The sequence below is a fragment of the Saccharospirillum salsuginis genome (assembly GCF_014651855.1).
GTDB lineage: Bacteria > Pseudomonadota > Gammaproteobacteria > Pseudomonadales > Natronospirillaceae > Saccharospirillum > Saccharospirillum salsuginis.
In genome coordinates, this window is sequence record NZ_BMXR01000005.1 from 274,233 (window position 1) to 297,882 (window position 23,650).

Here is a 23,650-nt window from a genome sequence, read left to right on the forward strand (position 1 = left end):
AACCCCGAGTGGTCTCAGAGAGTGCGAACCCGGGCGGGCTGCGGACCGAAAAAAACAGGTATCGGTAGGATGGTTCACCGATCACGATGGATGCACCGGTGCGGGCGGTGTCTGCCCGGCCGATGTGCAATTTTTGATCAGCTCGTGAGCTGGACGCGGCATACTACCGGAATATTGGTTAGATGTCTAAAGTTCAGCCGACCCGAAAATGGCCGGTCGTCAGGGGCCGTTTACGAACAATTCGGCCTCAAGTCGAGACCCGGGTCACACATTCGCTACCTTTTGCCAGGCTGATGGTTCCGGCGTCTCCCGAACGTCCCTGCCAAACCCGTAGTGCGCGAAAGAAACCACCTGCGGCAACCGCATCGGCAGAGCGTGGCTGATACTGGTAACATGCGCGCTTCGCTCTCACTGGAACCGCCGCCCCCGATGTCCGTCTCCCGAACCGTGCAATCCGACCTGCTGCTCGTTCTGGTTACCCTGCTCGCCGCCGCCGGCTGGATGTTTTCCAAGGAGGCGCTGGTGGGTCTGACGCCGTTGCTGTTTATCGGGGTGCGGTTTTTCAGCGCCGGGCTGATCCTCGGGCTGGTTGGCGGGCGTTCGTTAAAGGCCTTGTCGATAGGCGACTGGCACCGTGCCCTGCTGACCGGACTGGCGATGGCGACGGCCATGTCGTTCTGGATCATGGGGTTGAGCCTGGCCACCAATCTGGGGATCGGGGCCTTCATCGCCAGTCTGGGCGTGGTGCTGACGCCCTTGATGGCAAGGCTCCTGTTCGGCGTGCGCACCGCGCCGACAACCTGGGTAGCGGTGGGCACCGCCCTGGTCGGGCTGGCCTTACTGCGTCTGGAAGGCGGGTTTTCGCTGTCGGCCTCGGACGGGTTCTTTCTGGCGGCGGCGGTGGCCTTTTCAGTGCATTTCAACTTGAACAGCCGGTTCGCGGCGCGGATTCCCGCCCTGCCGCTGACGGCGATCCAGTTGGGCGTGACCGGTCTCGCCTCGCTGACCCTGTTCTCCTTCCTCGAACCGGCTCCCGTCTGGCCGGGCTGGTCGATTCTGGGTTGGCTGACCGCCAGTATCCTGCTCGGAACCTGTCTGCGGTTTTTCTTCCAGGTCAAGGCTCAGGGCATGGCCCAGGTCAGTCACGCGGCGGTGATCATGACGCTGGAGCCAGTGTGGACGGCCCTGCTCGGCAGTCTCTGGTTTGCCGAGCGCATGAGCCCGCTGCAGCTGTTGGGCTGCTGCATCATTTTCGGGGCTTTGCTGATCAGCCGCTGGCGGCTGTTGTTCCGGCGACCGATCGACGGTCAGCGCTGATACCGGCGAACGGCCTGCAGTACCTGGCCGGAGGCGGCCTTGCCGCGACGACCCAGCAGTCGGCTTTTAACAGTATCGGAGTAGCTCTGGTCATCGGTCAGGATGTGCTTGAGCAACCAGCTCTGCAGCACTCCGGCCAGTTCCGACGCCACTTCGTTGCCCTGAATGAAGCGTTTGCGCAGCTGCTCGATCTGTCGGGCGAAGGCCTGGTGCGCCAGTTGATGGTCGGCCAGGTCGCTGTAGCCGGCTTCTTCCATCAGGGATTCCTCGAAGGCGAAGTGGGACAGGGTGTAGTCGACGAGGTTGTGCAACACGGCCCTCAGTTCAGCTTCGGCGTCGCGCTGCCCCTGCAGTTCGTGCACGGTGTTGATGTATTCGACGATGCGCTTGTGCTGGTTGTCGATGACCGGAATACCGATCTCGTACTCACTGGACCAGACGATTTTCATGGTGGCCTCCTCTGATATGGGCTTAGCCGAACAGACGGCTGAGCCAGCCTTCCTTGCGAGCCTTGACGCGTTTGGTGGCGCCTTCGAGGTTGGCACGCACGAGATCAGAGTAGTCGTTGTCGTCGCGTTTGATGTGATTGACCAACCAGGCTTTGAGGACGTGGATCAACTCTTCGGTGATATCTTCGCCGGCTTTGGCCTGTTGCTGGAAGTTGTCGATGCGGCGGGCGAACAGTTGGTGCACTTTTTTGTGGGCTTTGGCGAAGGGGTAGCCGGCTTCTTCCATGAGGGTTTCTTCGAAGGCGAAGTGGCTCAGAGTGTAGTCGACGAGTTCGTCGAGGACATTGAGGACTTCGGCCGATTCGTGGGTGCGGTGGGCGTGGTCGACGCGGTTGATGTATTCGACGATGCGTTGGTGCTGGGCGTCGATGACGGGGATGCCGATTTCCAGGTCGGAGGTCCAGTGAAGTGTCATTGGGGGTAACTCCTAAGGGGTAAGTGCTTGGGCGGAGGTTACCTTGGGTGGTTTTTGGAAGTTTAGATCTGGGTCAATGGTTGAGTGGGTTGGTTGGTCCTGTCTATTGTGCCTGGGTTCGCTCCCGAGGCAGGGGTAGCCTCCCCCGGGGCCGCCGTGAACCCGTCCATGGGGGCTTGGCTTCGGCATCCATGCCTCAGACATCCCCGGGTGAGGCTACCCCCACCTCGCGAGCTTGCTTCCGTGCCAAAATTCACTAACTGACTCTGATTACTCAATAGGTTTCTTTGAGCCCCAATTGGCTAGCGCCGGATGCCGGGTAGACCCAATCAGGGCGGTCCGACGCTTCGGTGTCGGCAGCATGGATGCTGCCGTCAAGCCCCCAGGGATGGGTTTATGGCGACCCTGATTGGGTCTACCCGGCAGCCGGTGCGGGTTTTGGCACCCGGTTATTAAGCCACAACTTTCACCTTACTGCCCTGCTGGTCCGACACGACATCGATGCGTTGGGGCATTTGTTCTTTCAGTTCGGTGACGTGGGAGATGATGCCGACGGTGCGGCCGTTGGCGCGCAGGTCCATTAGGGTTTCGATGGCGAGGTCGAGGGCGTCGGGGTCGAGGGAGCCGAAGCCTTCGTCGATGAAGAGGGTGTCGAGTCGGATGCCGCCGGCGTAGGCCTGGACGACGTCGGACAGGCCCAGCGCGAGTGACAGGGCGGCCATGAAGCTTTCTCCGCCGGAGAGGGTGTTGACCGGGCGGGTTTTGCCGGTGTAGGCGTCTTCGACGTCGAGGTCGAGGCCGGAGGCGCGGTTGCCTTTGGTGCGGTCGCGTTTGCGCAGCAGGGTGTAGCGGCCTTTGCTCATGCGGCTGAGGCGTTGGGTGGCTTCGATGAGGACGTCGTCGAGCAGGACGCTGAGGACGAAGCGTTGCAGGTTGATGCGTTGGCCGTTGGCACCGCTGGCGACGTCGGCTAGGGTGCCGTAGAGGCCGTATTGGTGGTCGAGCTCGTCCAGGGCTTTGCGGGCGTCGCCGAGGTTTTTCAGGGCTTTTTCCTTGGTGGTGTGTTCGAAGCGCAGTTGCTCGAAGGCGTCCGTTGCGACTTTTTGTTCCTGCGTTGCGGCGTTCAGGTGTTGTTGCAGTTGGTCGAGGTCGGGTTCGGTCTGGTCTTTGAGGCTGCCGGTCAGGGAGTCGATGACGCCGATCCGTTCGGAACGCTGTTGGTGGTAGGTGTCGATGCGGGCCTGGCGCTCACCGATGGCGTCTTCGTCGAGTCTGGCCTGGCGGAAGGCGGCTTTGCTGTCGAAGTCGCTGCGGTTCAGGGCGTCGGCCCAGTGGGACTGGGCGTCTTCGCTTTCCTGTTTCGCCCGGTCGAGGCGGTTGCTGAGGTCGGTGCGACTGGCCTGTTTGCCGGCCAGGGCTTCGCTCAGTTCTGTGTGGCGGCTCTGGGCTTGTTCGTAGGTTTGCTGGATGGTGTCGATGCGCCGGTTCAGTTCCCGAAGCCGGGTTTCCAGTGTGTCGGGCACGCGCCATTGTTCGGGCACGGCCTGTTCCAGCGAGCGAACGGCCTGGCTGGCGCTGGCCTGGTCGGCCAGGGCGGTGTCGCGGCGTTTGCGGTGGTCGGCTTCCTGGCGGTCGAGGTCGTCGAGCTGACCGCGTACGTCGGTCAGGCGCTTGCCGGTGTCCTCCAGTTGGCGGGCGGTTTGGTCGAGGGTCTTACACGCCTGGTCGAGCCGGCGGTATTCGTCGCGCAAGTCGTCCAGGGTCCAGTCGATGTAGTCACCGAGTTCGGGCAGTTGATCGTCGGCCCGCTGGCGGGCGTGGCGCATGGCCTGGGTCTGTTCGGCCCGCTCGGTCTGCAGCTGTGTGACCTCGCGCCACTGGGCGTCCTGTTGCTGGCGGGCTTCGGCAACGGCTTCGCGGGTGACCCGGTCGTCGCCATCGGCGGCGGCCGGTCGGGGATGGGCTTCGCTGCCGCAGACCGGGCAGGGTTCGCCGTCGACCAGGGTGGCGGCGAGTTCGGCGGCCTGACCCTGGTGCCAGCGGATTTCCAGACGGGTGGCATGGTTCTTTAGTTGTTCGAACCGGGTGTTCGCGTCGACCAACCGCTGGTCCAACATCTTGAGCGCCTGTTCGAGGCGTTTGGCTTCGGTGTCCGCATCCTGCCAGACCCGTTTGAGCTTGCCGTAGCGTTCCAGGTTGGCGCGTTGTTGTTGGCGTTCGGCCTGGGGTTTGAGGTCGGCTTGCAGCTCGGCTTGGCGGGACTCCAAAGTCTGACGTTCCCGCTTGAGCGCCTCCCGGCGTTGGTTGAAGGCGTCATAGGCCTGGCTGGCGTGTTCGGCGGCCTGGCTTGCCTCGGTTTCCCGTTGCCGGGCCTGGGTCAGCTCCGCCAGGCGGTCGCGGTGGCCTTCGAGCGTGGTGCGTTCGGTTTTCAGGGTGTCCAGTTGGCGCCAGTCGGCCTCGGCGGCCTTGCGTCGGGCTTCGGCTTCGCGAACCTCCTGCGTCAGGCGCTCGCAGTCGGCCGTGACCCGTTCCAGAGCGCTGTGCTCGCGTCGGACTTGTTCCCGACGTTGTTCCTGCACCTCGAAGGCCGGGACCAGTGTCTGGGCCTGGCGGGCACGCTGGATGTCGGTGTCCAGTGCCCGGATGGCGTCGCCCTGCCCTTCCAGTGTCGCCAGGTCGTTGCGAGCCTGGGCCAATTGTTCGAACTGCTGCTTCAGCGCCTGGCCGGCATCGAGGCGACGCTGGGCGTCGGTCGCGGCCCGGGTCGCCGCGTCCAGCAGGGCCTTGGCTTCGGACACCCGTGGAGCCAGCGCCTGAATCTGGGCTTCCAGTTCGGCCGGTGACTCGGCCTCGGCCGACTGCAGATAGGCCGAGAGCTTGTCGGCCATGCGCTCACGGTCACGCTTGATGGTGTTGGCCTTGTCTTTCAGCCGGGTTTCGATGGCGCTGTAGATGTGAGTCTGGAACAGCTGGCTGAAAATGGCTTCGCGCTCACTGGACGAGGCCAGCAACAGTTCGCGGAACTTGCCCTGGGGCAACACCATGACCTGGCGGAACTGTTCGGCGCTGAGGCCGGTCAGGTCCAGCACCCAGTCGTTGACCTCGCGCACGCCTTTGAGGCTCAGGTAGTCGGCCTCTTCCTCGTTGAACTCGCCGGTCCAGTCCTTGGCCGGCACCTTCCAGACGTGGGCGTCGGTCTGGCGGGTGGTGGTGCCTTCGCCGCGCTTTTTCGCCACGGTCTGAGTCGGCGTCCGTTCGAGGTGATAGACGGTGTCGCCGAGCAGGAAGTCCAGATGAATGCGGGTTTCCAGGTCGTCGCTGGCCTGGTCGCAGCGCATACTGGTCGCTTCGCGCTCGCGGTTGCCACCGGTGGTTTCACCGTAGAGGGCGAAACAGAGCGCATCCAGCAGGGTGCTCTTGCCGGCGCCGGTCGGGCCGTTGATCAGAAAGAGGGCGTTTTCGCCGAAGGCGGTGAAGTCGATGTCGACGGCCTCGGCGAAGGGGCCGAATGCCTGAATATGCAAGTGCAGCGGCTTCATGCCTGGTTCGACTCCTCGTCTTGATGAACAGCCTGGATAATGGATTGCAGCGCTTCGCGTTGCTCGTCGGTCATGGCCTCGCCCTGGGCCTGTTCGAAGAAGTCGGCGAAGAGCTCGCTTTCGGTGCGCTTGAGTTGTTCGCGGCTGTGCAGCCGGGCGTCCCGGTCGACATCGAGCCCCGGTTTTTCCAGGTGCAGGACGTTGGGGTAGACGGCCCGCAACTGGCTCAGGGTGTCCAGAATGGCTTTCTTGTCGGTCAAGCGGACCAGCAGATAATCGTCCGGTCGTTCGTCCTGTTCGCCCTGGGCCAGGATGTCGGCGAAGGCGCCTTCGAGGATGCGCATATCACGCTTCGGCGCGAGCGCGCGGTGCTGGATCGCCGGTGGTTCATCGCCGTTCAGGTCCACCAGAGTAACGCCCTTGTGATGGTTAACCTCGGAGAAACTGTATTTCAGAAGCGACCCGGCGTAGCGAATGTGGTCGGCGCCGGCGCGCTGGGGCGCGTGCAGATGGCCGAGGGCGACATAGTCGAAATCCTTCATCGGCCGCCAGCCGACGGTATCGGCACCGCCGACCGACAACGGTCGCTCGGACTCGGACACATCGCCGCCGCTGACGAAACAGTGCGACAGCAACACCCGACGCTGGCCCGGCTGCCAGGCCTCCGTGATGCGTTCCACCAAGGCTGTATGGGCCTCATCGAACGTCTTGACGGTCTCGTCGAACGCCGCCCGAACGCCTTCCGGCGTGCAGTAGGGAATGCCGTAAAACGCCACCTCCAGCCCGTTCTTGTCGATCACCACCGGTTCGGTCACGGTGTCCAGCCGGCTGAGAATGTGCAGGCCGGACGCCTGCATCAGGTCGGCGGCGAAGCCCAGACGCTCGGCGCTGTCGTGGTTGCCGCTGATCAGGATGACGGGCACTTCGAGGTCCTGGCAAAGTCGGCGCAGGGTGCGGTTGAGCAACGCCACCGCATCGGCGGGTGGCACCGAGCGGTCGTAGACATCGCCGGAAATCAGCACCACATCCACGCCGTCGGTCTCGACCCGCTCGATCAGTTGCTCCAGCACCTCGGCCTGGTCGGCCAGCAAGGACTGGTTGTGAAACTGGCGGCCAATGTGCCAATCGGACGTATGCAGGATGCGCACGCGATCTTACTCCCTCTCGAACGGAAAACGCGCAGTGTATCAGGTTGTGGGTTACAATAGGTCGAGCGTTGCGGACAGGGTCTCGCCGATGCGGGCGTTCAGCTTGAGCGAGACGATATCGTCCGCTCGGGTGCGACCCAGATTCAGCGTCGCCATCGGTGTGTTCCACTGCTGGGCGTAGCGGCAGAACCGATAGCCGGAAAACACCATCAGCGAGGAGCCGATGACTAGCAGGGCGTCGCTGGCCTCGAGGGCGTCCAGCGCCCGCTGTACCCGGGGTTTGGGCACACTGTCGCCGAAAAAGACCACATCCGGTTTGAGGACACCGCCGCATTGCGGGCAATCGTAAATCCGGAAGGTGCTGAAATCGACCTCCAGATCGGCATCGCCATCCGGTGCCGTGGTAGCGCGATACTGGTGGAAATGCGGGTTCAGGTCGAAACTGCGGTCGTGCACTTCCTGACGGTCGCATTCGTAGTCGCAACGCATGCAGATGATGCGGTCGGCCCGGCCATGCAGGTCCACCACCCGCTCGCTGCCGGCACGTTGGTGCAACCGGTCGACGTTCTGGGTGACCAGCAACTCGGTGCGTTCGCGCCGCTCCAGCTCCGCCAGATGACGATGCGCCGGATTGGGGCGGGAGCGGCTCATCACCGGCCAGCCGATCAGGCTGCGTCCCCAGTAGCGCTGGCGCGTCGCCAGGCTTCCCATGAATTCCTGATGCTGCACCGGCTGCTTGCGTTTCCAGGCGCCCTGGTCGTCGCGGTAGTCGGGAATGCCGGAATCGGTGCTGACACCGGCGCCGGTCAGGATCATCAGGCGCGGGTGGCGACGAATAAAATCGGCCAGCTGTTCGGCCGCCTCTTCGGCGGCCAACGGTGCCAGCACCGCGTCGCTGGGCGGTAACTGGATGGAGCGCGGGCCTTTGGCGTTCAGCGTCATGGGTCTCGGGGGTCGATGGCGGTCCGATAACTGTAGTGAACCCGTCGCCCAAGGCCAAGGGCGTCTGTGAATAAATTCAGAGTCGCTCCAGGGCAATGCATCAACGGCTCCCAAAGTGGCATGGCAACTTTGTCGGTATGCGCTAGTCTGGGAACCGTTGATTCAACGGGAGGCGGACCATGCTGACACTGGCTTTCGATGTTTATGGCACCCTGATCGACACCGGCGGCATCCAGACGGCGCTCGGTGACGCCCTCGACGATGCGGAACTGGGCGAACGTCTCAGCCGACGCTGGCGCGACAAGCAACTGGAGTACAGTTTCCGCAAGGCGTTGATGGAACACTATCAACCGTTCGCCACCTGCACCCGTCAGGCACTGCGCTTCGCACTGGCGGAAGCCGGCCGCTCGATCGAACCGGACATGGAAGACACTCTGATGGACACCTACCGACACCTGCCGCCCTTCGACGACGCCAAAACCCTGCTGGCGCAGTTGGAGGACCTGCCGGTGAGGCCGTTCGCCTTCACCAACGGCGAGGCTGCGGTGGCGACGGACCTGCTCTCGAACGCGGACCTGCTGAGCCATCTGGAAGGCATCGTCAGCGTCGAGGTGATTCGCACCTTCAAACCCTCGCCCCGGGTGTATCAGCACTTCCTGGAGACCACCGACGCCGAACCCAACCGGACCTGGCTGATCTCGGGCAACCCGTTCGACATTCTCGGCGCCAAGGCCGCCGGCTGGCGTACCGCCTGGGTGCGCCGGGGCGACGTCTTGTTCGACCCCTGGGACCAGGAGCCGGATGCCATTCTGCGGACCCTGACCGAGTTGCCCGGAGTGCTCGACCTCTAGTCGAAACCCGTCAGAAAATTTGAGCGGCTTTGACAAAAAGCCTCGCTATGCGCACGGAAGCGCCCCGCCAATGATCACTTCAACGGATGAGGAGATTCGACATGATCTACAAACGCCCCGCCGCCGACCGTGGCCGCGCCAGTTTCGGCTGGCTGCTCAGCCGCCACAGTTTCTCGTTCGGTCACTACTACGACCCCGAACATATGGGCCTGTCGGTGCTGAGGGTCATCAACGACGACCGGGTCAACCCCGGCGCCGGCTTCGAGACGCACGGCCACCGGGACATGGAAATCCTGTCCTATGTGCTCGACGGCACCATTGAGCACAGGGACAGCCTGGGCCATACACAACGCATCGAGGCGGGTGAATTCCAGATCATGAGCGCCGGCACCGGCGTGTTGCACAGCGAATACAACGCCTCCGCCACCGAGCCGCTGCATTTCCTGCAGATCTGGCTGTTGCCGAATGAAAAAGGCGTCGAGCCGCGTTACGACCAGAAAGCCTTTGAAAAACGACCGGGGGGCACGCCTATTCTGCACCCGACTGAGGACGGTGCCTTAAGGGCCCACACCGATGGTCGGCTGTGGCGCTATCGTGGTGGTGAGGACTGGATATTCAAACCCGAGGGGAAGAAGGTGTACGTGCATGGTGTCGACGGCCTGATCACCGCCAACGGCGAAATCATCGGCCCGGGTGATGGCGCGGCCTTCGACGACGCCACGGTCGAGTTCAAGGGGGACCATCATGCCGAAGTGCTGGTGTTCGACTTGCCCTAGTTGTGGTCCTGTTTTGTAGGGCAGAAGAGGCGAAGCCGTTATCTGCCGTGGGTAGGCTACGTTGCCCTTGGCATATCCAGTGGCTTAGTGTCCTGCTAACGGCAGATAACGCTTACGCTCTTCTGCCCTACATCCCCAGGCTATGTCAGTCGACAAACGGCAGATATCGCCTCGGGCTCTTCTGCCCTACCCGTTAACCACCAAACACAGACACGATCAATACACCGGTATAAACGGCAAACGCCGCCAGCAACAATCCGCCTTCGAGCCGATTGATCCGCCCGGCGCCCCGAAACCCATACCCGATCACAAACAGCGACACGGTCAGCGCCGCCATCACAGGCAGATCGCGAGCCAGCAATTCCGGTCCGACCGCCATCGGCGAAATCATGCCGGCGATGCCGACGACAGCCAGTGTATTGAACAGGTTCGAACCCAGTACATTGCCGAGCGCAATATCGTGTTCCCCTTTGCGGGCGGCGATCAGGGACGACGCCAGTTCCGGCAAGGAGGTGCCCACCGCCACAATGGTGAGCCCGATGATCAAATCACTGACGCCAAGCCGGGTGGCGATGTCCACAGCACCCCAGACCAGCACCCGCGAACTGACGATCAGCAGCACCAATCCCACGACCAGCCAGAACACAGAGCGCCGCAGCGGCATAGTGTGGACTTCCAGCGACTGCTCCACTTCCCGACCCAGCGCATCGTCCGGCCGGCGCATTCCCTGAAAAACGGTCCATCCCATCAAAACCGCGAACACGCCCAGCAGGATCCAGGTGTCGAGCCGGGTGAGTTCACCGTCCCACAACTGCCAGATGGCCAGCAGCGTCACGCCGGTCAGAATCGGCAACTCCTTGCGCAGTACGGTGGAATGAACGGCAATGGGGCTGATCAAAGCCGTTATCCCGAGAATCAAGGCGATATTGGTGATGTTGGAACCGTAGGCGTTACCGAGCGCGATCCCCGGATTGCCCTGGGTGGCCGCCAAAGCGGAGACGACCATTTCCGGCGCCGAGGTGCCGAAGCCGACAATGACCATGCCGATGAGCAGGGCCGGCATACCGAAGTGACGCGCGGTGGCCGAGGCCCCGTCCACGAATCGATCCGCGCTCCAGACCAGCAGGGCCAGACCCGCGACAACGGCGAGCAAAGCAATCCACATTAGAATTCCTTAGTTTAGCCGTGCTGTAAGACGACTTTATCCCGGGAGATGATCTGTTTGAAGGAATCGGAAAGGGTCGACCAATCCACAACATCCACTTTCCAGGGCAGGTCGGACTCGGAAAAGTCACTCGTCAACGCGGACAGGCGGTTCATCGTCAACGGCTTTTCGGTGATGACGGCCAAATCCAGATCGGAGAAGGGTCTTGCCGTGCCCCTGGCCCGCGAGCCGAACGCCCATACGTCGTATCCGGCGAGGTGCCGCTGGAGAATGCGCTGAATGATGAGCCATTGTTCCGGGGTGACGTCAATGGGTGGCTGAACCGGGTTCATGCGAGGCGCGCCCTCAATTGATCGCGAAGGTGGCACGCCTCCTCCAAAAACTCGGGAATGCCGGCGACCACCTGCAAGGCAACCTCTTCATCATAGGTGTGGCTGGTACGCCCTTGCATTTCGCGATACGTGCGCCAGGCTGGCCAATCCCCCCGCAGCACCCCCTGTTCATTGGCCGAGCGGATCAGGTCCTGAAACGGCATGGTGTCGTACTGTTCAGGAGTTACCGAGGCGTATTTCAAATACCGTTTCAGCAATTTGTGGCTCAGCTCATAGGTGAATTCGAAACGCTGGACCAACCCATCGCGGATTTGCAGGTCGGTTATATCCTGTCGATAGCGCTTGAGGCCTTCATCGAGCCGTTCAATCGCCTTCTCCAACGGACTGATATCCAAATGGTCGTTCATGAGGAGGGGGGACTCCGGATCGTATTGAATCGGCGCCATAGCGAACGGCCCGACGCTTCGAGCATTATGGGCGAAACCACGGCGGACTTGAAGGTGACGAGACAAACGCGACCTACTGTCCCATGACAATCACCACCCGGCCGACCTGGCGTGACTGACGATACCGTTGGAGCGCTTCCTGAACCGCCTCCAGCGGATATGGCCCGTCAATAATCGGCCGGACCTGCCCTAGCTCGAACACCGCGTGAAGCGCTTCCAGCCCCACATTGGCTTTCAAGGCCAACAACCGAATTTGTTTGGATTGAGCCCGGCCAAAAAAACGCCCCAGTAGCCCGATAGTCAGCAACTTCGGCAAGGCCCCACCCACCGTCACATAGGTACCACCCGGTTTCAAAGCGCGGAGATAGTCGCCTGGCGACTTGCGGGTCTGGACATCCAGAATCAGGTCATACGCTTTCCCCTGTCGGGTAAAATCCTCTGCCTCCCCGTCCAGGACAGCGTCGAACCCTTGCTCTTGCAACGCCGCCAACTTGGACGCCCGATCCACCCCGGTCACCGTCATCCTCTTCAGCTTGGCCAGTTGCAGTGCGATGGGACCCACACCACCACCGGCCCCATTGATCAACAGTGAACCGCCGGCATATCGCTCCAGGTCGTCGTGGATAGCCTGCCAGGCCAGGGTGGCGGCATGCGGCAGCGCGGCGGCCTGCTCGAAGGAGAGCGAAGCCGGCATGGGCATCAGATCCTGCTCCCGGGCCAAGGCGTATTCGGCGAGGCTGCCAAAACCGCAGTCGTGCAGATCGCCATACACCGCATCCCCCTCCTTGAACCGGCTGACCTTGGCACCGACGGACAAGACCGTGCCGGCGACGTCACAACCGGGCGTTCGGATTTTAGGCTTGAACAGGCCATACATCGGCCGAAGAGCAAGAGGTTTGCCCTCGATGATGCCCAGATCCCAGTCATTAAGCGAGGCCGCACGAACCTTGATAAGGATATGGTTTTCACCGGGGATGGGCGTTTCCACGTCCTCGACTTGGGCACCGGAGAGGCCGTACTGGCGGAGGACGAGGGCTTTCATGAGAGCTTCCTTGTGCGATCGGATTTTGGAGGTATTCGGTTTGTAGCATGACCATGAATTGACCACACAGCAATCAGCCACAAGTCACTTCGGGTTGAACGCTGTCAGCCCCACGGAAAGCTGATACCATTTGGCCATGAAAACGAGCCTCGACCACCTGCCCGAGCCCAAACGACACGAGTTGCGCCGGGCTGTGGACATCATCCTGGAATCCGTCAAACCCGAGATGCTTATCCTGTTCGGAAGCTACGCCCGTGGCGACTGGCAGGAAGAAATGGCCGACGATGGGGTGCACTACCAATACCAGAGCGACTTCGACCTGTTGGCGGTGGCGAAGAGCGAGGCCAAGGCCCTCAGAATCGAACGAAAGGATTCACTGCGTAAAGAGCTGTCCCGAAGCCTGCGCACACCGGTGACCCTGATCGCCCATGACATCCACTTCGTGAACCGGAATCTGACCAAAGGTCAGTTCTTCTTTGCCGATATCCTCAAGGAAGGCGTCATGCTGCACAATTCGGGCAAACTGGAGCTGGCCGAGCCAGGAGCGCTGAGTCCCAAGGAACGGAAGCGGCTGGCGGAGCAGGATTTCGAGTATTGGATGGATAAGGTCGCTAGCGTCGATAAAGTATTCGGATTCTGTTTGGAAGAAGAGGAATATTCAGAAGCCGCCTTTAACCTCCATCAAAAGACCGAACGCTTATACAACGCCATCCTTCTGGTGTTCACCCGCTACAAACCCAAGACCCACGACCTGGAAAGACTGAGCGACCTGGTCGCCAGCCTTGAACCTGAATTTTTAAAAGTGTTTCCGCAGGGTTCCCAGGAGGAGAAAGACCGGTTCGAATTGCTTCGGCAGGCCTACGTGAGCGCGCGCTACAGCCCCGCCTATCGGATCACCCGGGAAGACCTGGATTGGTTGAGCGAGAGGGTTCGGTTGCTGGAGACCCTGGCCACGCGTCTTTGCCTTGAACGGATCGCGGGTTTCGAAGCGGCGGCGACCGGTCATCAATTCTAACACCAGCTATCCGAACGCCATGACAGGGCAAAAGAGCCTCTCACATCAATACGACTCCACAAGATATTTTTCAAACCTGCGGCACATGCGCTCGAACGCTTTCAATTCGGCCCGGGTCATCTGGTCGTAATGATCGGGCAAAATACCGTCATCAGCCACCGATTCGCGCAAACTCTCCAGCGGGTCGACCTGATACTCCCCGTACAGTGAAACCTCTCGGATGATAGTGCCACCAAGCGACAAAAGGTGGTCGCGATACTGGACGAAGGTCTTTCGGGACAAACCCTCGGCATAAAGCGCCTGCAGAAAACCGGCAAACCAGGGCAACAGCTTCTTGCCGTAGGCGAGATCTTCCTCAACACCCATCCAGCTCTCAGGCCACCTATCGAAATCCGGTGCCCAGGCGCGGAAACTCACTGCTTCACGTTTGTGCGGCCTCCATCCCTGGAGGCCGTTCCTCCGGGACCAGCCTTTCGGCTGTGCAAATTTGCTCCAGGCAAATTTGTCGTAAGTTACCCACCACCGTGCCGGGCCATCACCTGGCGGCCCTTGTCTGTCAGACGGTATTTCTGTTTGCTGCTGCGCGGCTTGTCAGGGATGGTCATTTCAATCAGTCCGGCATCCAGAGCCGGGAGCAGATAGGCTTTGCGGAAATGCTCATCATCTTTCAGCCCGAGCGCCTCTTTGAGCTGTTGACGGGTCATCTCTCCGGAAAGAATTGAGATCAGTCGTACTTCCGGGGTAACTTCCGGCGCCACTTCCGGGGTCGAGCTGGTCAGAGTATCGAGGATCATCCGCAGCATGAAGGCGATGAAGGGCGCGGAGTCAGTCTCGCGGGTACTTTCCTGGATGGACTGGTAGTACTCGGCCTGGTGCTCGAAGACCAGACTTTCCACGGGGATGCCTGCAAACAGAGGATGCCAGCGGGCCAAAATCAGGCTCTGCCACAACCGCCCCATACGGCCGTTGCCGTCGGCAAAGGGATGGATGAATTCGAACTCGTAGTGAAAGACGGAACTGGCAACAAGCGGGTGCGCATCCGTATCGGCCAGCCAGCCAAACAGGTCGGCCATCAGGTGCGGTACCCGGTCCGCCGGCGGTGCCATATGGATCACCTGCTGGCCCGACATCACTCCCACGCCGCCGTTCCGATACATGCCCACCTCGTCAATCAGGCCGGACATTAGAATCCGATGCGCCCCCAACAAGTCTTCTTCGGCCTCTGGCTTCCAAGTGTCGAACCGATCATAGGCAGCCAGGGCGTTCTTCACTTCCTGGACCTCACGGGGCGGGGCAATGACTGGCTTGCCGTCCAGAATCGCGGTGATCTGCGCTTCGCTCAAGGTGTTGCCTTCAATGGCCAGTGAGCCATGAATGGTACGGACGCGGTTGATTCGCCGTAGCCGCAATGCCTTGTTCTGTTCTTCAAATGCGGTCAGACGCCCGACGGTCTCGCTGATCGTGGCGATCAGATTCACAATCTTCGGAGTCATGGTATAGGGCGGCTGAGCTTTCATATTGCCTCACGGGTGAGGTGGAGTAGCACTATGTTGTAGAGGTCGTTTTCGAGCTTGGCTCTTTGCGGGGGTCCAATTCGGAGTAGGAGAGACGAGTGCCCACCGGCTCCAGAGTTGGGACAGTCGAGCGTAAAAGTGGCACTGGCCGCAGAGATTGTCAATATTTGTAACTCGCTCATGCCTCTATTTATGGGATGTTGATCGAATCGATTAAACTGCATTGGGACGTACTTGGCGATAGCCTCTTAACGAAGCTGGCACCGATCACGAAAGCTGATACCATCGCGCCATGAAAACGAGCCTCGACCACCTGCCCGAGCCCAAGAGACACGAGTTGCGCCGGGCTGTGGATATCATCCTGGAATCCGTCAAACCCGAGATGCTGATCCTGTTCGGAAGCTACGCCCGTGGCGACTGGCAGGAAGAAATGGCCGACGATGGCGTTCATTACCAATACCAGAGCGACTTCGACCTGTTGGCGGTGGCGAAGAGCGAGGCCAAGGCCCTCAGAATCGAACGAAAGGATTCGCTGCGTAAAGAGCTGTCCCGAAGCCTGCGCACACCGGTGACCCTGATCGCCCATGACATCCACTTCGTGAACCGGAATCTGACCAAAGGTCAGTTTTTCTTTGCCGATATCCTCAAGGAAGGCGTCATGTTGCACGACTCGGGGAAACTGGAGCTGGCCGAGCCAGGAGCACTGAGCCCCAAGGAACGGAAGCGGCTGGCGGAACAGGATTTCGAGTATTGGATGGAGAAGGTCAACAGCGTCGACAAGAAATTCAGATTTTGCTTGGCGGAAGAAGAATATACGGAAGCCGCATTTGACCTCCACCAAAAGACCGAACGCTTATACAACGCCATCCTTCTGGTGTTCACCCGCTACAAACCCAAGACCCACGACCTGGAAAGACTGAGCGACCTGGTCGCCAGCCTCGAGCCGGAGTTTTTGAAAGTGTTTCCGCAGGGTTCCCGGGAGGAGAAAGACCGGTTCGAATTGCTTCGGCAGGCCTACGTGAGCGCGCGCTACAGCCCAGCCTATCGGATCACCCGGGAAGACCTGGATTGGTTGAGCGAGAGAGTGCAGTTATTGCAGTCCCTGGCCGAGCGGCTTTGTTTGGAACGAATCGAAGGATTTGATGCGGCAGCAACCGACCCCGAAACATCATAAACAGCCGCTGGCTCAAAGGTATTCGTTGTGGGGTTCGGCCAGACGATGGCCCTGCCTGTCCCGCAGGGCATATTACTGATTCAGGATCTAACGGGTCGACGCCCGAGTCAGACCGCCCGGCGGCGATACCGCCGATAGCGGGGTATCCAGAAGTTCGCTTCGATGGTCTCGCGAACATGCTCCTCGCTGCTCATCAGGGCCACGCCATCGGCTTGTGCCTGTCGCGCGACGGCGAAGGCGATCAGTTTGCTGGTCTCGCGTATCTCGGCCAGCGGTGGCAGCAGCGCGCCCTCCCCGGTTTGTACCATGGGTGCTTGATTGGCCAGCGCCTTTGATGCGGCCATCAACATGGTGTCGGTAATCCGATCGGCGCCAACAGCCAGCACACCGAGACCGATACCGGGGAAGATATAGGCGTTGTTACACTGGGCGATAGGGTATGTCTGGCCGTTCAGGGTGACCGGGGTAAAGGGCGAACCTGTCGCGACCAGCGCCTGACCATGGGTCCAGGTCAGCACGTCGGCGGGCGTGGCCTCGACTTTGGAGGTCGGGTTGGACAATGGCATGACAAGGGGCCGATCACACCCCGCGTGCAGCGCCTTAATAACGTCTTCAGTGAACAAGCCCCGCTGACCGGACACACCGATCAAGATGGTGGGTTTCACCTGTTCAACCACGTCCTGCAAGTCCGTGCCCGGCCAGCCCGCCGTACTCTGTGCTGGTTGTGCCAGCCGTGCCTGGAAATCATAAAGGTCCACCATATCGCTGGTGAGCAAACCAAACCGGTCTACCATAAAAACGCGCTTGCGGGCCTCGGCTTCCGACAGGCCTTCATCCTGCATCGCCACAATAATCTGCTCGGCAATACCGCAGCCCGCCGAGCCGGCGCCCACAAAAGCGACACGCTGCTCGCTGACCGGTTCGCCCTTGGCCTTACAGGCCGCCAACAGCGTTGCCACACAGACCGACGCCGTTCCCTGAATGTCATCATTGAAGCAGCACAACTCATCGCGGTAGCGCTCCAGCAGCGGCATGGCGTTGGTCTGGGCAAAATCTTCAAACTGCAACAAGGCATCCGGCCAGCGGCGTTTCACCGCCTGAATGAATTGCTCAATAAAGGCATCGTATTCATTCTGGCTGATGCGATTATGGCGCCAGCCCATGTACATGGGGTCGTTCAACAGGGTCTGATTATTGGTGCCCACATCCAGCATAATCGGCAAGGTGTTGGCAGGGCTGATGCCACCACAGGCGGTGTACAGCGACAACTTGCCAATGGGAATACCCATCCCACCAATGCCCTGATCGCCCAGACCCAGAATGCGCTCGCCATCGGTCACGACGATGACTTTCACATTGTCTTTGGTGGCACTGCGCAGAATATCGTCCATATAGTCGCGGTCCGGGTAGCTGATGAACAACCCCCGGTGGTTGCGGTAAATATTGGAAAACTCCTGGCAGGCCTCACCGACCGTTGGGGTATAGATGATGGGTAGCATTTCCTCGAGGTGATCTTCCAGCAGGCGGAAAAACAGCGTTTCATTGTCATCCTGGATCGCGCGCAGGGTAATGTGCCGGTCCAGATCACTCTGGCACAGCTGGTATTGACGATAAGCACGCTCGGCCTGCTCTTCTATGGTCTCCACGTTCTGTGGCAACAACCCGATCAGGTTGAACGAAACCCGCTCTTCCTGCGTAAAGGCGCTGCCTTTGTTCAATAACGGCAACTCAAGCAGGGTTGGCCCTGCGTAAGGAATGTAGAGCGGGCGTTTTTCAGAATGGCTCATAGCGGGTTTATAGAATCCAAGTGATTAGGTGGGTTAACAATGCGCTGATTGCCGAATGTTAGCATCAATACAGCAGACTGTTTCCGTTGTCTCGTCACTCAGCCCTGAGGCTGCCGCAACCCAGCTCCGGGTATCAGTACGATGGGGTCCGGTGTCGTCATGGGTCGACCACGCATCGTTTCCCCTCCATTACAACAACGGCAGGACCTGCCACATGGCATCAAGATTCGCTGCCCCCAGGCGCTGGCAGCGGTCCGGTGACCAGCCGGTCGTCGGCATGGGCGTCGTGGTGGTGTCCTTGAACGGCATTTCCAGTGTCATCGCCAGACATTGGTGATGTTCGGCCACATAGGCCGTGCACAGGGTCAGGTTGGCTTTGCCGGGCTCGGCTACCGGATAGCCGGCTTCGGTCTGGAAATCCGGGCAGACGGTTTGCAGCACCGACTTGAAGGTGTTGAGCTGTTCGGCCATGTGTGTGTTCCAGGCGGGAATGCCCTCCGCCCCGGCAATGAAGTTGTAGGGCAGTTCTTCATCGCCATGGACATCCAGGCAGAGGTCGACACCGGTTTTAGCCATGGCTTCGCGCACAAAATAGACTTCCGGTGAAAACGCCTTACTCGGTTCCAGCCACTCCCGGTTCAGGTTACGACCATGGGCGTTGCAACGTAGATGTCCGCGCACACTGCCGTCCGGGTTCATATTGGGCACGACATGAAACACGCAATGCTCCAGTAGCTGGCGACTCAGACTGTCCTGTTCATCCAGCAGTCGCTCCAGAAAACCCTCCATCCACCATTCCGCCATGGTCTCACCCGGGTGCTGGCGACCGATGACCCAGCACACTTTCTTGCCTGAGGCGGGTTCACCAATGGTCAGGCGGGTCAGCGGATGACCATCCGGGGTGATACACAATGTATCCGCCTGAACCCGTGGCGAGACCAGCGTCGCGGCGATCAGTTGCTGATGCCGCTCAAAACTGTAGGGAGCAAAATAAGCATAGTAGATACTGTCGGTCTCGGGGCTGTGCTCGATGGTCAGCGTCTGGCCATCGTAACGGGTAGGCACCCGAAACCAGAACTCACGATCGTAGGAGGCCACCGCCTGATAGTCATGGAAGGCATTGGGGTAGGACACTTCGCCAGCATTGGTGATGTCGAACCGGCATGCCTGATCCCGTGCGTCCAGTACCTGAAAATAGAACCACTGCTTGTGCTCATCCCCGACATCGGAGCGGATCTGCAATTGCACAGCGCTCGGGTCAGAGGCATCCAGACAAACAATGTTACCACCATCGAAACGCTGATTAATGTGCATGCGAATGGCTCCTGATTGAAACGTGGTTGTAAAGCAGCTCTTGATGCTACCTCACCACAGCCGCCGGTAAAAAGGCAATGACTGAACTGGACCCCGTAACCGGAGTGAATTGTGGGGCGCCCTTTGGGCGTCCAAATCGGCTGTCCTGCCGATTTGTCGAACCCGGGCGCTTTAGCGAACCATTCCCGCCGCCTCCACCATATTTCAAGAAAAAGCTGCCCGGTTGGGGGAGGCGTTGCACGGCGGCGGGAAGGATTCGGCCCATCCATGGGCCTCACCCCTGCGGGGCGCCCTCCGGGCGTCCAAATCGGCTGTCCTGCCGATTTGTCGAACCCGGCGCTTTAGCGAACCATTCCCGCCGCCTCCACCATATCCCAAAAAAAAAGCCACCCGGTTGGGTGGCCTTTTTGGGATATGGTGGAGGCGGCGGGAATCGAACCTTGCATATTTTCTTACCTTTCAAACACTTACAAGGGAGAGTGGCTAAATCGTGTCAAAGTGATCAATGATCGTACAGTGAGAAGTCATGATCAAACCACAACACATAGAACACATCATGCTTCCGGAATCCAACCATAGGGCATGTCCCATGGTAACGAAAAACAAGAAAATGATCTTGGTCTTCTGTTATGAATGGGGGTATTGCTGCTTTAATTTGGTGCTTCGGAATCTTTTCTGTCCCTAAAGAATGCCTTCCGGAGCGTGCAATTTCTCTCCAGGCGAGGTTTTTCCTCTTAAAAATTGCTTCAGCAAAAGCAGCCTTATGGTTTTTGTCTAATTTGGAAAGACAATAATCCCCAGTCTGGAGCCTTTCTAATGAAAAAACAGGAGGCCGAGAATTATAGTCTGGTGGTTCTTCCGCATGGAAGCGCCCTCCTTTGTTCGCTCCTTTGTTTTGGATCCTTGTTCTCTTTTTTGCTGACATACTAATTTAACTTAGTTTTAAAGTACTCGGCCATCTCTGGTTGGGAGATTTCGTCCGCCTGAACCTCATGATCAAGCCATGGCCTGTCCTCATGACTCATGTTTCTGAGCTTCCAAGCTGAGTATTGACCAAAAACATCAAATACTTCATCTAACAGACTAATCTCATCATCTGTCAAATCTGAAAAATCTGCGGAGTCAGCGGGAGGTATGGCTTCGGACCCATACCCTTTATACCGATGATATAGGTCTACAACGACTGGACCATGCGTCCATGCTTCGACCTTACTTTCAAACAGAGGTCTATTATATAGAGCTAAATAGAAGCCTTGAGCATAATAAGCGAGTTTCTGAAGTTTCAGATTGGAAATACCATCACCTTCTGCCTCTGAATCCAAGAATAAAAAGTATTCTGCTACTCTTGTAACTTCTGCCATATATACCTCCTTTTTTTTGAGGTCTTTTCAATACTGTAGAAAATGGTGGCGAATTCTACCAGTTCAACTCCTCAAATAATACAATACTGTATAAATAAACAGCCACCAACTCATTGCTTTTACCTATTACCTATCCACCTACCATATACTAGCCTAATGACACCCCAGTCTTTGTGGCCCATTTGGTAAGCTACTTTAAGCGGATTTTCACCCATTGAAAGCAACCTTGAAGCATAGGTATGCCTCGTTTGGTATGGGTTTCTATATTCAACACCTGACCGTTTGATGGCTTTCATCCAAACTCTCTTCCTTATAACTTGATCATCTGACCAGCGTCGTAAGTATTTCGGATCATAAAAAACATATCCGTCCTGATTTTCTTGGCGACTCCATTGATCCCTAAGACAGTTTACAGCTTTGTCTGATAAGGTAACTGACCTCCACCCGGAAGTCGTTTTTGTATCTTTAAGCCGCCCCCTAACACAGGCTCTTCGCACATGAATAAGCTCAGATTTAAAATCCACATCCTCCCATTTAAGCGCGATCAGTTCCGATGTCCGAAGTCCTGACTCGAATGCAAATAGAAAGAGGTTTTTTTCTGGACCTTCTAATGCAGCTATGATTCTTTCAACCTCTTGCTGGGAAAATGGATTAGGCTCTGACCTGGTATTCTTTGGGTTTCTCACTCGCTGCATAGGATTGTAATCGACTAGTCCATCATATATTGCATCTTCAAATGCCTGGCGAAGTGGTATTAATATATTCCTTTTCCGTTTTCCTGTAATCGGCAAAGAGTTTAGCCATTCCTCAACTTCAGTTGATTTCAAATCACCAATTTTTCTAGAACCAAACTTTGGAATCAGGTGAAACCTTACTGATGAACTGTAGTCTCTAAGAGTGCTATATGCTGTACGATCTTTTACACGCTTGAGCCAATCATTAAGCAATCGATCAATTGTAATTAATTGCTTTTGACTATTACCCAACCTGAGAGCATGCTTGCTGTTGGGAAAGTAACGACCGAAGTCGAAAGTACCCATGGCAATATCATGCTGTATGGCCCCCAACTTCAGCTTGGCTGCGTTAATGTTTGGCTTGGTAGGCGACATACGCAGGGACTCCCGAAACCGTTCACCTTGATAAGTGAAACTCAACTGGAGACTATTCCCTCTAACCGTTATACCTCTGGGCAGCTTACGATCCACTTCTCGACCTCCTCAACATTGATTAACAGACGACCATCGGGTGCGCGATGGACATGCTTGGATAGACGCCAGATCCCTTTCTTAATCTTCTGGCGAATCGCTTCTTCTGAGTATCCTGAGAGCTCTGAATAGCGTTTGATAGTGACGTACCGTCCCATGTGTTTCTCCGGTGTGGGTTCGGTTATAGTCTCCCTCGGTCTGGATCGGTTTTGACCGGTCAGAACCGGTACCGTACCGGTAAAGCATCAGCATTCATGCGGGTTTCAAGGAATTTGGCTATGGATCAATCAACGAAAAGTGAAGCGCTATCAGTAGCGGAAACCACTTTCCTAACACTGTCTCAAATTGAAGAAGTGGACCCCGAGTCTCGTCCAATGGAAGTGCTCCGAGCTCTGATCGACATGACAAGAGAACATGCAGAGCAAGGTGTACCGGAGGATAAAATTAGCTTCACCACTACTGACATTGTCAGCAGAATCAAACGCACCAATGATTCGGAAGAAGCCCGGCGTTTTCTCAATCGCCACTTGAAGAAGCTGGAAAACCACTTGGAGGTATATCGGCCTCATCTAGATAGCACACTGAATAAATCGGAAAAACGACAGCGACTGCGAATAAAATCTGAAACTCAAGGAAAACGTAAATTCCTCTGCCTGGATACTGAGCCATTGACACCGGAAAACGGCCCGGTTTCAGCCCCAGTATCAAACCTACATGCAGATTCACCACTAACAATACAATACGAACTGTTCTCAGCTCCTAAACTGAGGGGACTATCAAAGCATCTCAGTGAATTTGCGATGACCGGACGATTTACATGGTCTATGGCACTGGCTCCAGTAATTATCCTGATATCTTTTATTGCTATGTTTTTGGCAGCGGTGACGTTGGGATACCCTAAACAAGCCACTTGGACCATCATCATCGGGATATCCGTATTGTTGCTCACAATAAAACTGATTTGGCCGTTCCTTCAGGCGAGCGATATAGGAATCCATGAATCACCACTCTGGCTATCCCCACAGCTCACAAATCAATCCTATTTGGTAATAGAGCCCTATAGCCCAGACCAGGGATCTAAGAAGGCTAATAGAGCGATTAGAGTCAAATCGTACACAGGCACTTGTCCGATATGCGGCGGAAAAATCTACGTGGAACCGGGTCGTCGCTCCCAGGGGATGAAAGGACGGATTGTCGGTAAATGCCGGTACAGCCCAGAGCATGTATTCACCTTCGATCACATGACGTTATCAGGACGATATGCTCTGAGCTAAACAGATTGTTAAAGAGCGGGTAGGTTCAATCGCGTACTTCGTAGGCCTGCCAAATAGGTTCAGAAAGCGGGTCCAATAACTGTTCCTCGAAAACCAGGTTGCCCGATCGATCATAGACCCGCCCCTTCACATACACTTTAAACTGAGACTCCATGTCGAGCGTTCCGGCGCTCTCTTGCTCGATGAGATCTGCCATACGGACACCTGAAGAGTTTTCCGGAGCCCTGTACGAAACCCCCGTGATTTCGAATACAGGTGCTTCCAACATCCAGTTGCTGGTCAGGCACTGCATGGAAACCAGTCTTTCGTGGTACCTGTTCATAAGCTGCTCCACGGTTTGGCCGCCTCTCAACTTGTTGGCCATATCATTTACTCCTTGATCTACGGGTGATATCCACCCTTTTGTTGAAACACTGTCGATAGACAAAATCTTGGAAGGTTCGCCTTCTCTATAGCATGAAAATCGGCCTGTGCTGCCCTCGAATCGAGGACTAGAGGTGCGGACTTTATTACCTTCGGCGTCT

24 protein-coding genes are annotated in these 23,650 nt (G+C 57.8%); 6 read left to right on the top strand and 18 right to left on the bottom strand.

Annotated elements, in window-relative coordinates:
• Nucleotides 1–393 precede the first annotated feature (393 nt).
• Nucleotides 394–1,317 (top strand): DMT family transporter, encoded by a 924-nt coding sequence (locus IE111_RS11755; protein WP_229805333.1) that lies wholly within the window; start codon nt 394–396, stop codon nt 1,315–1,317.
• Here the strand turns inward: IE111_RS11755 and IE111_RS11760 are convergent.
• From IE111_RS11760 to IE111_RS11780, 5 genes are all read right to left on the bottom strand, one after another.
• Nucleotides 1,308–1,766, bottom strand: coding sequence for a bacteriohemerythrin (locus IE111_RS11760; RefSeq protein WP_189608812.1), 459 nt, complete (start codon nt 1,764–1,766; stop codon nt 1,308–1,310). The two genes, IE111_RS11755 and IE111_RS11760, sit on opposite strands and share 10 nt — an antisense overlap.
• A gap of 22 nt (nt 1,767–1,788) precedes the next feature.
• Entirely contained in the window at nt 1,789–2,241 is a 453-nt protein-coding gene (locus IE111_RS11765; protein WP_189608813.1) for a bacteriohemerythrin, read from the bottom strand.
• 452 nt (nt 2,242–2,693) lie between these two features.
• The gene (locus IE111_RS11770) at nt 2,694–5,780 is read right to left on the bottom strand and encodes an AAA family ATPase (protein WP_189608816.1); all 3,087 of its coding nucleotides are present in this window, start codon (nt 5,778–5,780) and stop codon (nt 2,694–2,696) included.
• Nucleotides 5,777–6,928 (bottom strand): exonuclease SbcCD subunit D, encoded by a 1,152-nt coding sequence (locus IE111_RS11775; protein ID WP_189608818.1) that lies wholly within the window; start codon nt 6,926–6,928, stop codon nt 5,777–5,779. The genes IE111_RS11770 and IE111_RS11775 overlap by 4 nt, the downstream gene beginning before the upstream one ends.
• A gap of 51 nt (nt 6,929–6,979) precedes the next feature.
• Nucleotides 6,980–7,870, bottom strand: a complete 891-nt coding sequence (locus tag IE111_RS11780) for an NAD-dependent protein deacetylase (protein ID WP_189608820.1) — start codon at nt 7,868–7,870, stop codon at nt 6,980–6,982.
• Nucleotides 7,871–8,049: 179 nt separating this feature from the next.
• On the opposite strand from IE111_RS11780, the gene IE111_RS11785 reads away from it, so the two are divergent.
• On the top strand, nt 8,050–8,721 hold the full coding sequence (locus IE111_RS11785) for a haloacid dehalogenase type II (RefSeq protein ID WP_189608822.1): 672 nt from the start codon (nt 8,050–8,052) through the stop codon (nt 8,719–8,721).
• Between the two features lie 101 nt (nt 8,722–8,822).
• Nucleotides 8,823–9,497, top strand: a complete 675-nt coding sequence (locus IE111_RS11790; protein WP_189608824.1) for a pirin family protein — start codon at nt 8,823–8,825, stop codon at nt 9,495–9,497.
• Nucleotides 9,498–9,690: 193 nt separating this feature from the next.
• Here IE111_RS11790 and IE111_RS11795 read toward each other — a convergent pair whose 3' ends face one another.
• The 4 genes from IE111_RS11795 to IE111_RS11810 all read right to left on the bottom strand — a co-directional run bounded on the left by IE111_RS11795 (nt 9,691) and on the right by IE111_RS11810 (nt 12,482).
• Nucleotides 9,691–10,662, bottom strand: coding sequence for a calcium/sodium antiporter (locus IE111_RS11795; RefSeq protein ID WP_189608826.1), 972 nt, complete (start codon nt 10,660–10,662; stop codon nt 9,691–9,693).
• A 14-nt stretch (nt 10,663–10,676) separates the two neighbouring features.
• On the bottom strand, nt 10,677–10,994 hold the full coding sequence (locus IE111_RS11800; RefSeq protein WP_189608828.1) for a nucleotidyltransferase family protein: 318 nt from the start codon (nt 10,992–10,994) through the stop codon (nt 10,677–10,679).
• On the bottom strand, nt 10,991–11,401 hold the full coding sequence (locus IE111_RS11805; RefSeq protein ID WP_189608830.1) for a nucleotidyltransferase substrate binding protein: 411 nt from the start codon (nt 11,399–11,401) through the stop codon (nt 10,991–10,993). The genes IE111_RS11800 and IE111_RS11805 overlap by 4 nt, the downstream gene beginning before the upstream one ends.
• A 112-nt stretch (nt 11,402–11,513) precedes the next feature.
• Entirely contained in the window at nt 11,514–12,482 is a 969-nt protein-coding gene (locus IE111_RS11810; protein ID WP_189608832.1) for an NAD(P)-dependent alcohol dehydrogenase, read from the bottom strand.
• 136 nt (nt 12,483–12,618) lie between these two features.
• Between IE111_RS11810 and IE111_RS11815 the strand changes: the two genes are divergently transcribed.
• Complete coding sequence (locus IE111_RS11815; RefSeq protein WP_189608835.1) at nt 12,619–13,497, top strand: HEPN domain-containing protein; 879 nt, start codon at nt 12,619–12,621, stop codon at nt 13,495–13,497.
• Nucleotides 13,498–13,542: 45 nt separating this feature from the next.
• Here IE111_RS11815 and IE111_RS11820 read toward each other — a convergent pair whose 3' ends face one another.
• Both IE111_RS11820 and IE111_RS11825 read right to left on the bottom strand, forming a co-directional pair.
• On the bottom strand, nt 13,543–13,914 hold the full coding sequence (locus IE111_RS11820) for a hypothetical protein (RefSeq protein WP_189608837.1): 372 nt from the start codon (nt 13,912–13,914) through the stop codon (nt 13,543–13,545).
• 95 nt (nt 13,915–14,009) lie between these two features.
• Nucleotides 14,010–14,975, bottom strand: a complete 966-nt coding sequence (locus tag IE111_RS11825; RefSeq protein ID WP_229805334.1) for a Fic family protein — start codon at nt 14,973–14,975, stop codon at nt 14,010–14,012.
• 328 nt (nt 14,976–15,303) lie between these two features.
• Here IE111_RS11825 and IE111_RS11830 point away from each other — a divergent pair, with 328 nt between their 5' ends.
• Nucleotides 15,304–16,185, top strand: coding sequence for a HEPN domain-containing protein (locus IE111_RS11830; protein ID WP_189608841.1), 882 nt, complete (start codon nt 15,304–15,306; stop codon nt 16,183–16,185).
• Nucleotides 16,186–16,292: 107 nt separating this feature from the next.
• On the opposite strand, the gene IE111_RS11835 is transcribed toward IE111_RS11830, so the two are convergent.
• The 6 genes from IE111_RS11835 to xisR all read right to left on the bottom strand — a co-directional run bounded on the left by IE111_RS11835 (nt 16,293) and on the right by xisR (nt 22,010).
• Nucleotides 16,293–17,972 carry an NAD-dependent malic enzyme gene (locus IE111_RS11835; RefSeq protein ID WP_189608844.1) on the bottom strand — a complete coding sequence of 560 codons (1,680 nt, stop codon included), beginning with the start codon at nt 17,970–17,972 and terminating at the stop codon, nt 16,293–16,295.
• Nucleotides 17,973–18,161: 189 nt separating this feature from the next.
• Nucleotides 18,162–19,286, bottom strand: coding sequence for a M14 family metallopeptidase (locus IE111_RS11840; RefSeq protein WP_189608846.1), 1,125 nt, complete (start codon nt 19,284–19,286; stop codon nt 18,162–18,164).
• A gap of 502 nt (nt 19,287–19,788) precedes the next feature.
• A complete protein-coding gene (locus tag IE111_RS11845) occupies nt 19,789–20,211 on the bottom strand; it encodes a hypothetical protein (RefSeq protein WP_229805335.1) in 423 nt (140 codons plus the stop codon).
• Nucleotide 20,212: 1 nt separating this feature from the next.
• Nucleotides 20,213–20,647 (bottom strand): Panacea domain-containing protein, encoded by a 435-nt coding sequence (locus tag IE111_RS11850; protein ID WP_189608847.1) that lies wholly within the window; start codon nt 20,645–20,647, stop codon nt 20,213–20,215.
• A 119-nt stretch (nt 20,648–20,766) separates the two neighbouring features.
• The gene (locus tag IE111_RS11855; protein ID WP_189608849.1) at nt 20,767–21,852 is read right to left on the bottom strand and encodes a tyrosine-type recombinase/integrase; all 1,086 of its coding nucleotides are present in this window, start codon (nt 21,850–21,852) and stop codon (nt 20,767–20,769) included.
• Nucleotides 21,825–22,010: an excisionase family protein gene (gene xisR, locus IE111_RS24870; RefSeq protein ID WP_505973609.1), complete on the bottom strand. Its 186-nt coding sequence runs from the start codon at nt 22,008–22,010 to the stop codon at nt 21,825–21,827. The genes IE111_RS11855 and xisR overlap by 28 nt, the downstream gene beginning before the upstream one ends.
• Nucleotides 22,011–22,130: 120 nt before the next feature.
• Between xisR and IE111_RS11860 the strand changes: the two genes are divergently transcribed.
• The gene (locus IE111_RS11860; RefSeq protein WP_189608850.1) at nt 22,131–23,126 is read left to right on the top strand and encodes a hypothetical protein; all 996 of its coding nucleotides are present in this window, start codon (nt 22,131–22,133) and stop codon (nt 23,124–23,126) included.
• A 25-nt stretch (nt 23,127–23,151) separates the two neighbouring features.
• Here the strand turns inward: IE111_RS11860 and IE111_RS11865 are convergent, their stop codons facing one another.
• A complete protein-coding gene (locus IE111_RS11865) occupies nt 23,152–23,490 on the bottom strand; it encodes a hypothetical protein (protein ID WP_189608852.1) in 339 nt (112 codons plus the stop codon).
• Nucleotides 23,491–23,650: the final 160 nt, after the last annotated feature.

Coding starts and splice junctions, on each gene's coding strand:
- IE111_RS11765 (WP_189608813.1), bottom strand. CDS start 2,241: ATGACACTTCACTGGACCTCCGACCTGGAAATCGGCATCCCCGTCATC.
- IE111_RS11835 (WP_189608844.1), bottom strand. CDS start 17,972: ATGAGCCATTCTGAAAAACGCCCGCTCTACATTCCTTACGCAGGGCCA.
- IE111_RS11760 (WP_189608812.1), bottom strand. CDS start 1,766: ATGAAAATCGTCTGGTCCAGTGAGTACGAGATCGGTATTCCGGTCATC.
- IE111_RS11800 (WP_189608828.1), bottom strand. CDS start 10,994: ATGAACCCGGTTCAGCCACCCATTGACGTCACCCCGGAACAATGGCTC.
- IE111_RS11830 (WP_189608841.1), top strand. CDS start 15,304: ATGAAAACGAGCCTCGACCACCTGCCCGAGCCCAAGAGACACGAGTTG.
- IE111_RS11785 (WP_189608822.1), top strand. CDS start 8,050: ATGCTGACACTGGCTTTCGATGTTTATGGCACCCTGATCGACACCGGC.
- IE111_RS11780 (WP_189608820.1), bottom strand. CDS start 7,870: ATGACGCTGAACGCCAAAGGCCCGCGCTCCATCCAGTTACCGCCCAGC.
- IE111_RS11850 (WP_189608847.1), bottom strand. CDS start 20,647: ATGGCAGAAGTTACAAGAGTAGCAGAATACTTTTTATTCTTGGATTCA.
- IE111_RS11810 (WP_189608832.1), bottom strand. CDS start 12,482: ATGAAAGCCCTCGTCCTCCGCCAGTACGGCCTCTCCGGTGCCCAAGTC.
- IE111_RS11845 (WP_229805335.1), bottom strand. CDS start 20,211: ATGTCAGCAAAAAAGAGAACAAGGATCCAAAACAAAGGAGCGAACAAA.
- IE111_RS11840 (WP_189608846.1), bottom strand. CDS start 19,286: ATGCACATTAATCAGCGTTTCGATGGTGGTAACATTGTTTGTCTGGAT.
- xisR (WP_505973609.1), bottom strand. CDS start 22,010: ATGGGACGGTACGTCACTATCAAACGCTATTCAGAGCTCTCAGGATAC.
- IE111_RS11815 (WP_189608835.1), top strand. CDS start 12,619: ATGAAAACGAGCCTCGACCACCTGCCCGAGCCCAAACGACACGAGTTG.
- IE111_RS11770 (WP_189608816.1), bottom strand. CDS start 5,780: ATGAAGCCGCTGCACTTGCATATTCAGGCATTCGGCCCCTTCGCCGAG.
- IE111_RS11755 (WP_229805333.1), top strand. CDS start 394: ATGCGCGCTTCGCTCTCACTGGAACCGCCGCCCCCGATGTCCGTCTCC.
- IE111_RS11790 (WP_189608824.1), top strand. CDS start 8,823: ATGATCTACAAACGCCCCGCCGCCGACCGTGGCCGCGCCAGTTTCGGC.
- IE111_RS11860 (WP_189608850.1), top strand. CDS start 22,131: ATGGATCAATCAACGAAAAGTGAAGCGCTATCAGTAGCGGAAACCACT.
- IE111_RS11795 (WP_189608826.1), bottom strand. CDS start 10,662: ATGTGGATTGCTTTGCTCGCCGTTGTCGCGGGTCTGGCCCTGCTGGTC.
- IE111_RS11805 (WP_189608830.1), bottom strand. CDS start 11,401: ATGAACGACCATTTGGATATCAGTCCGTTGGAGAAGGCGATTGAACGG.
- IE111_RS11865 (WP_189608852.1), bottom strand. CDS start 23,490: ATGGCCAACAAGTTGAGAGGCGGCCAAACCGTGGAGCAGCTTATGAAC.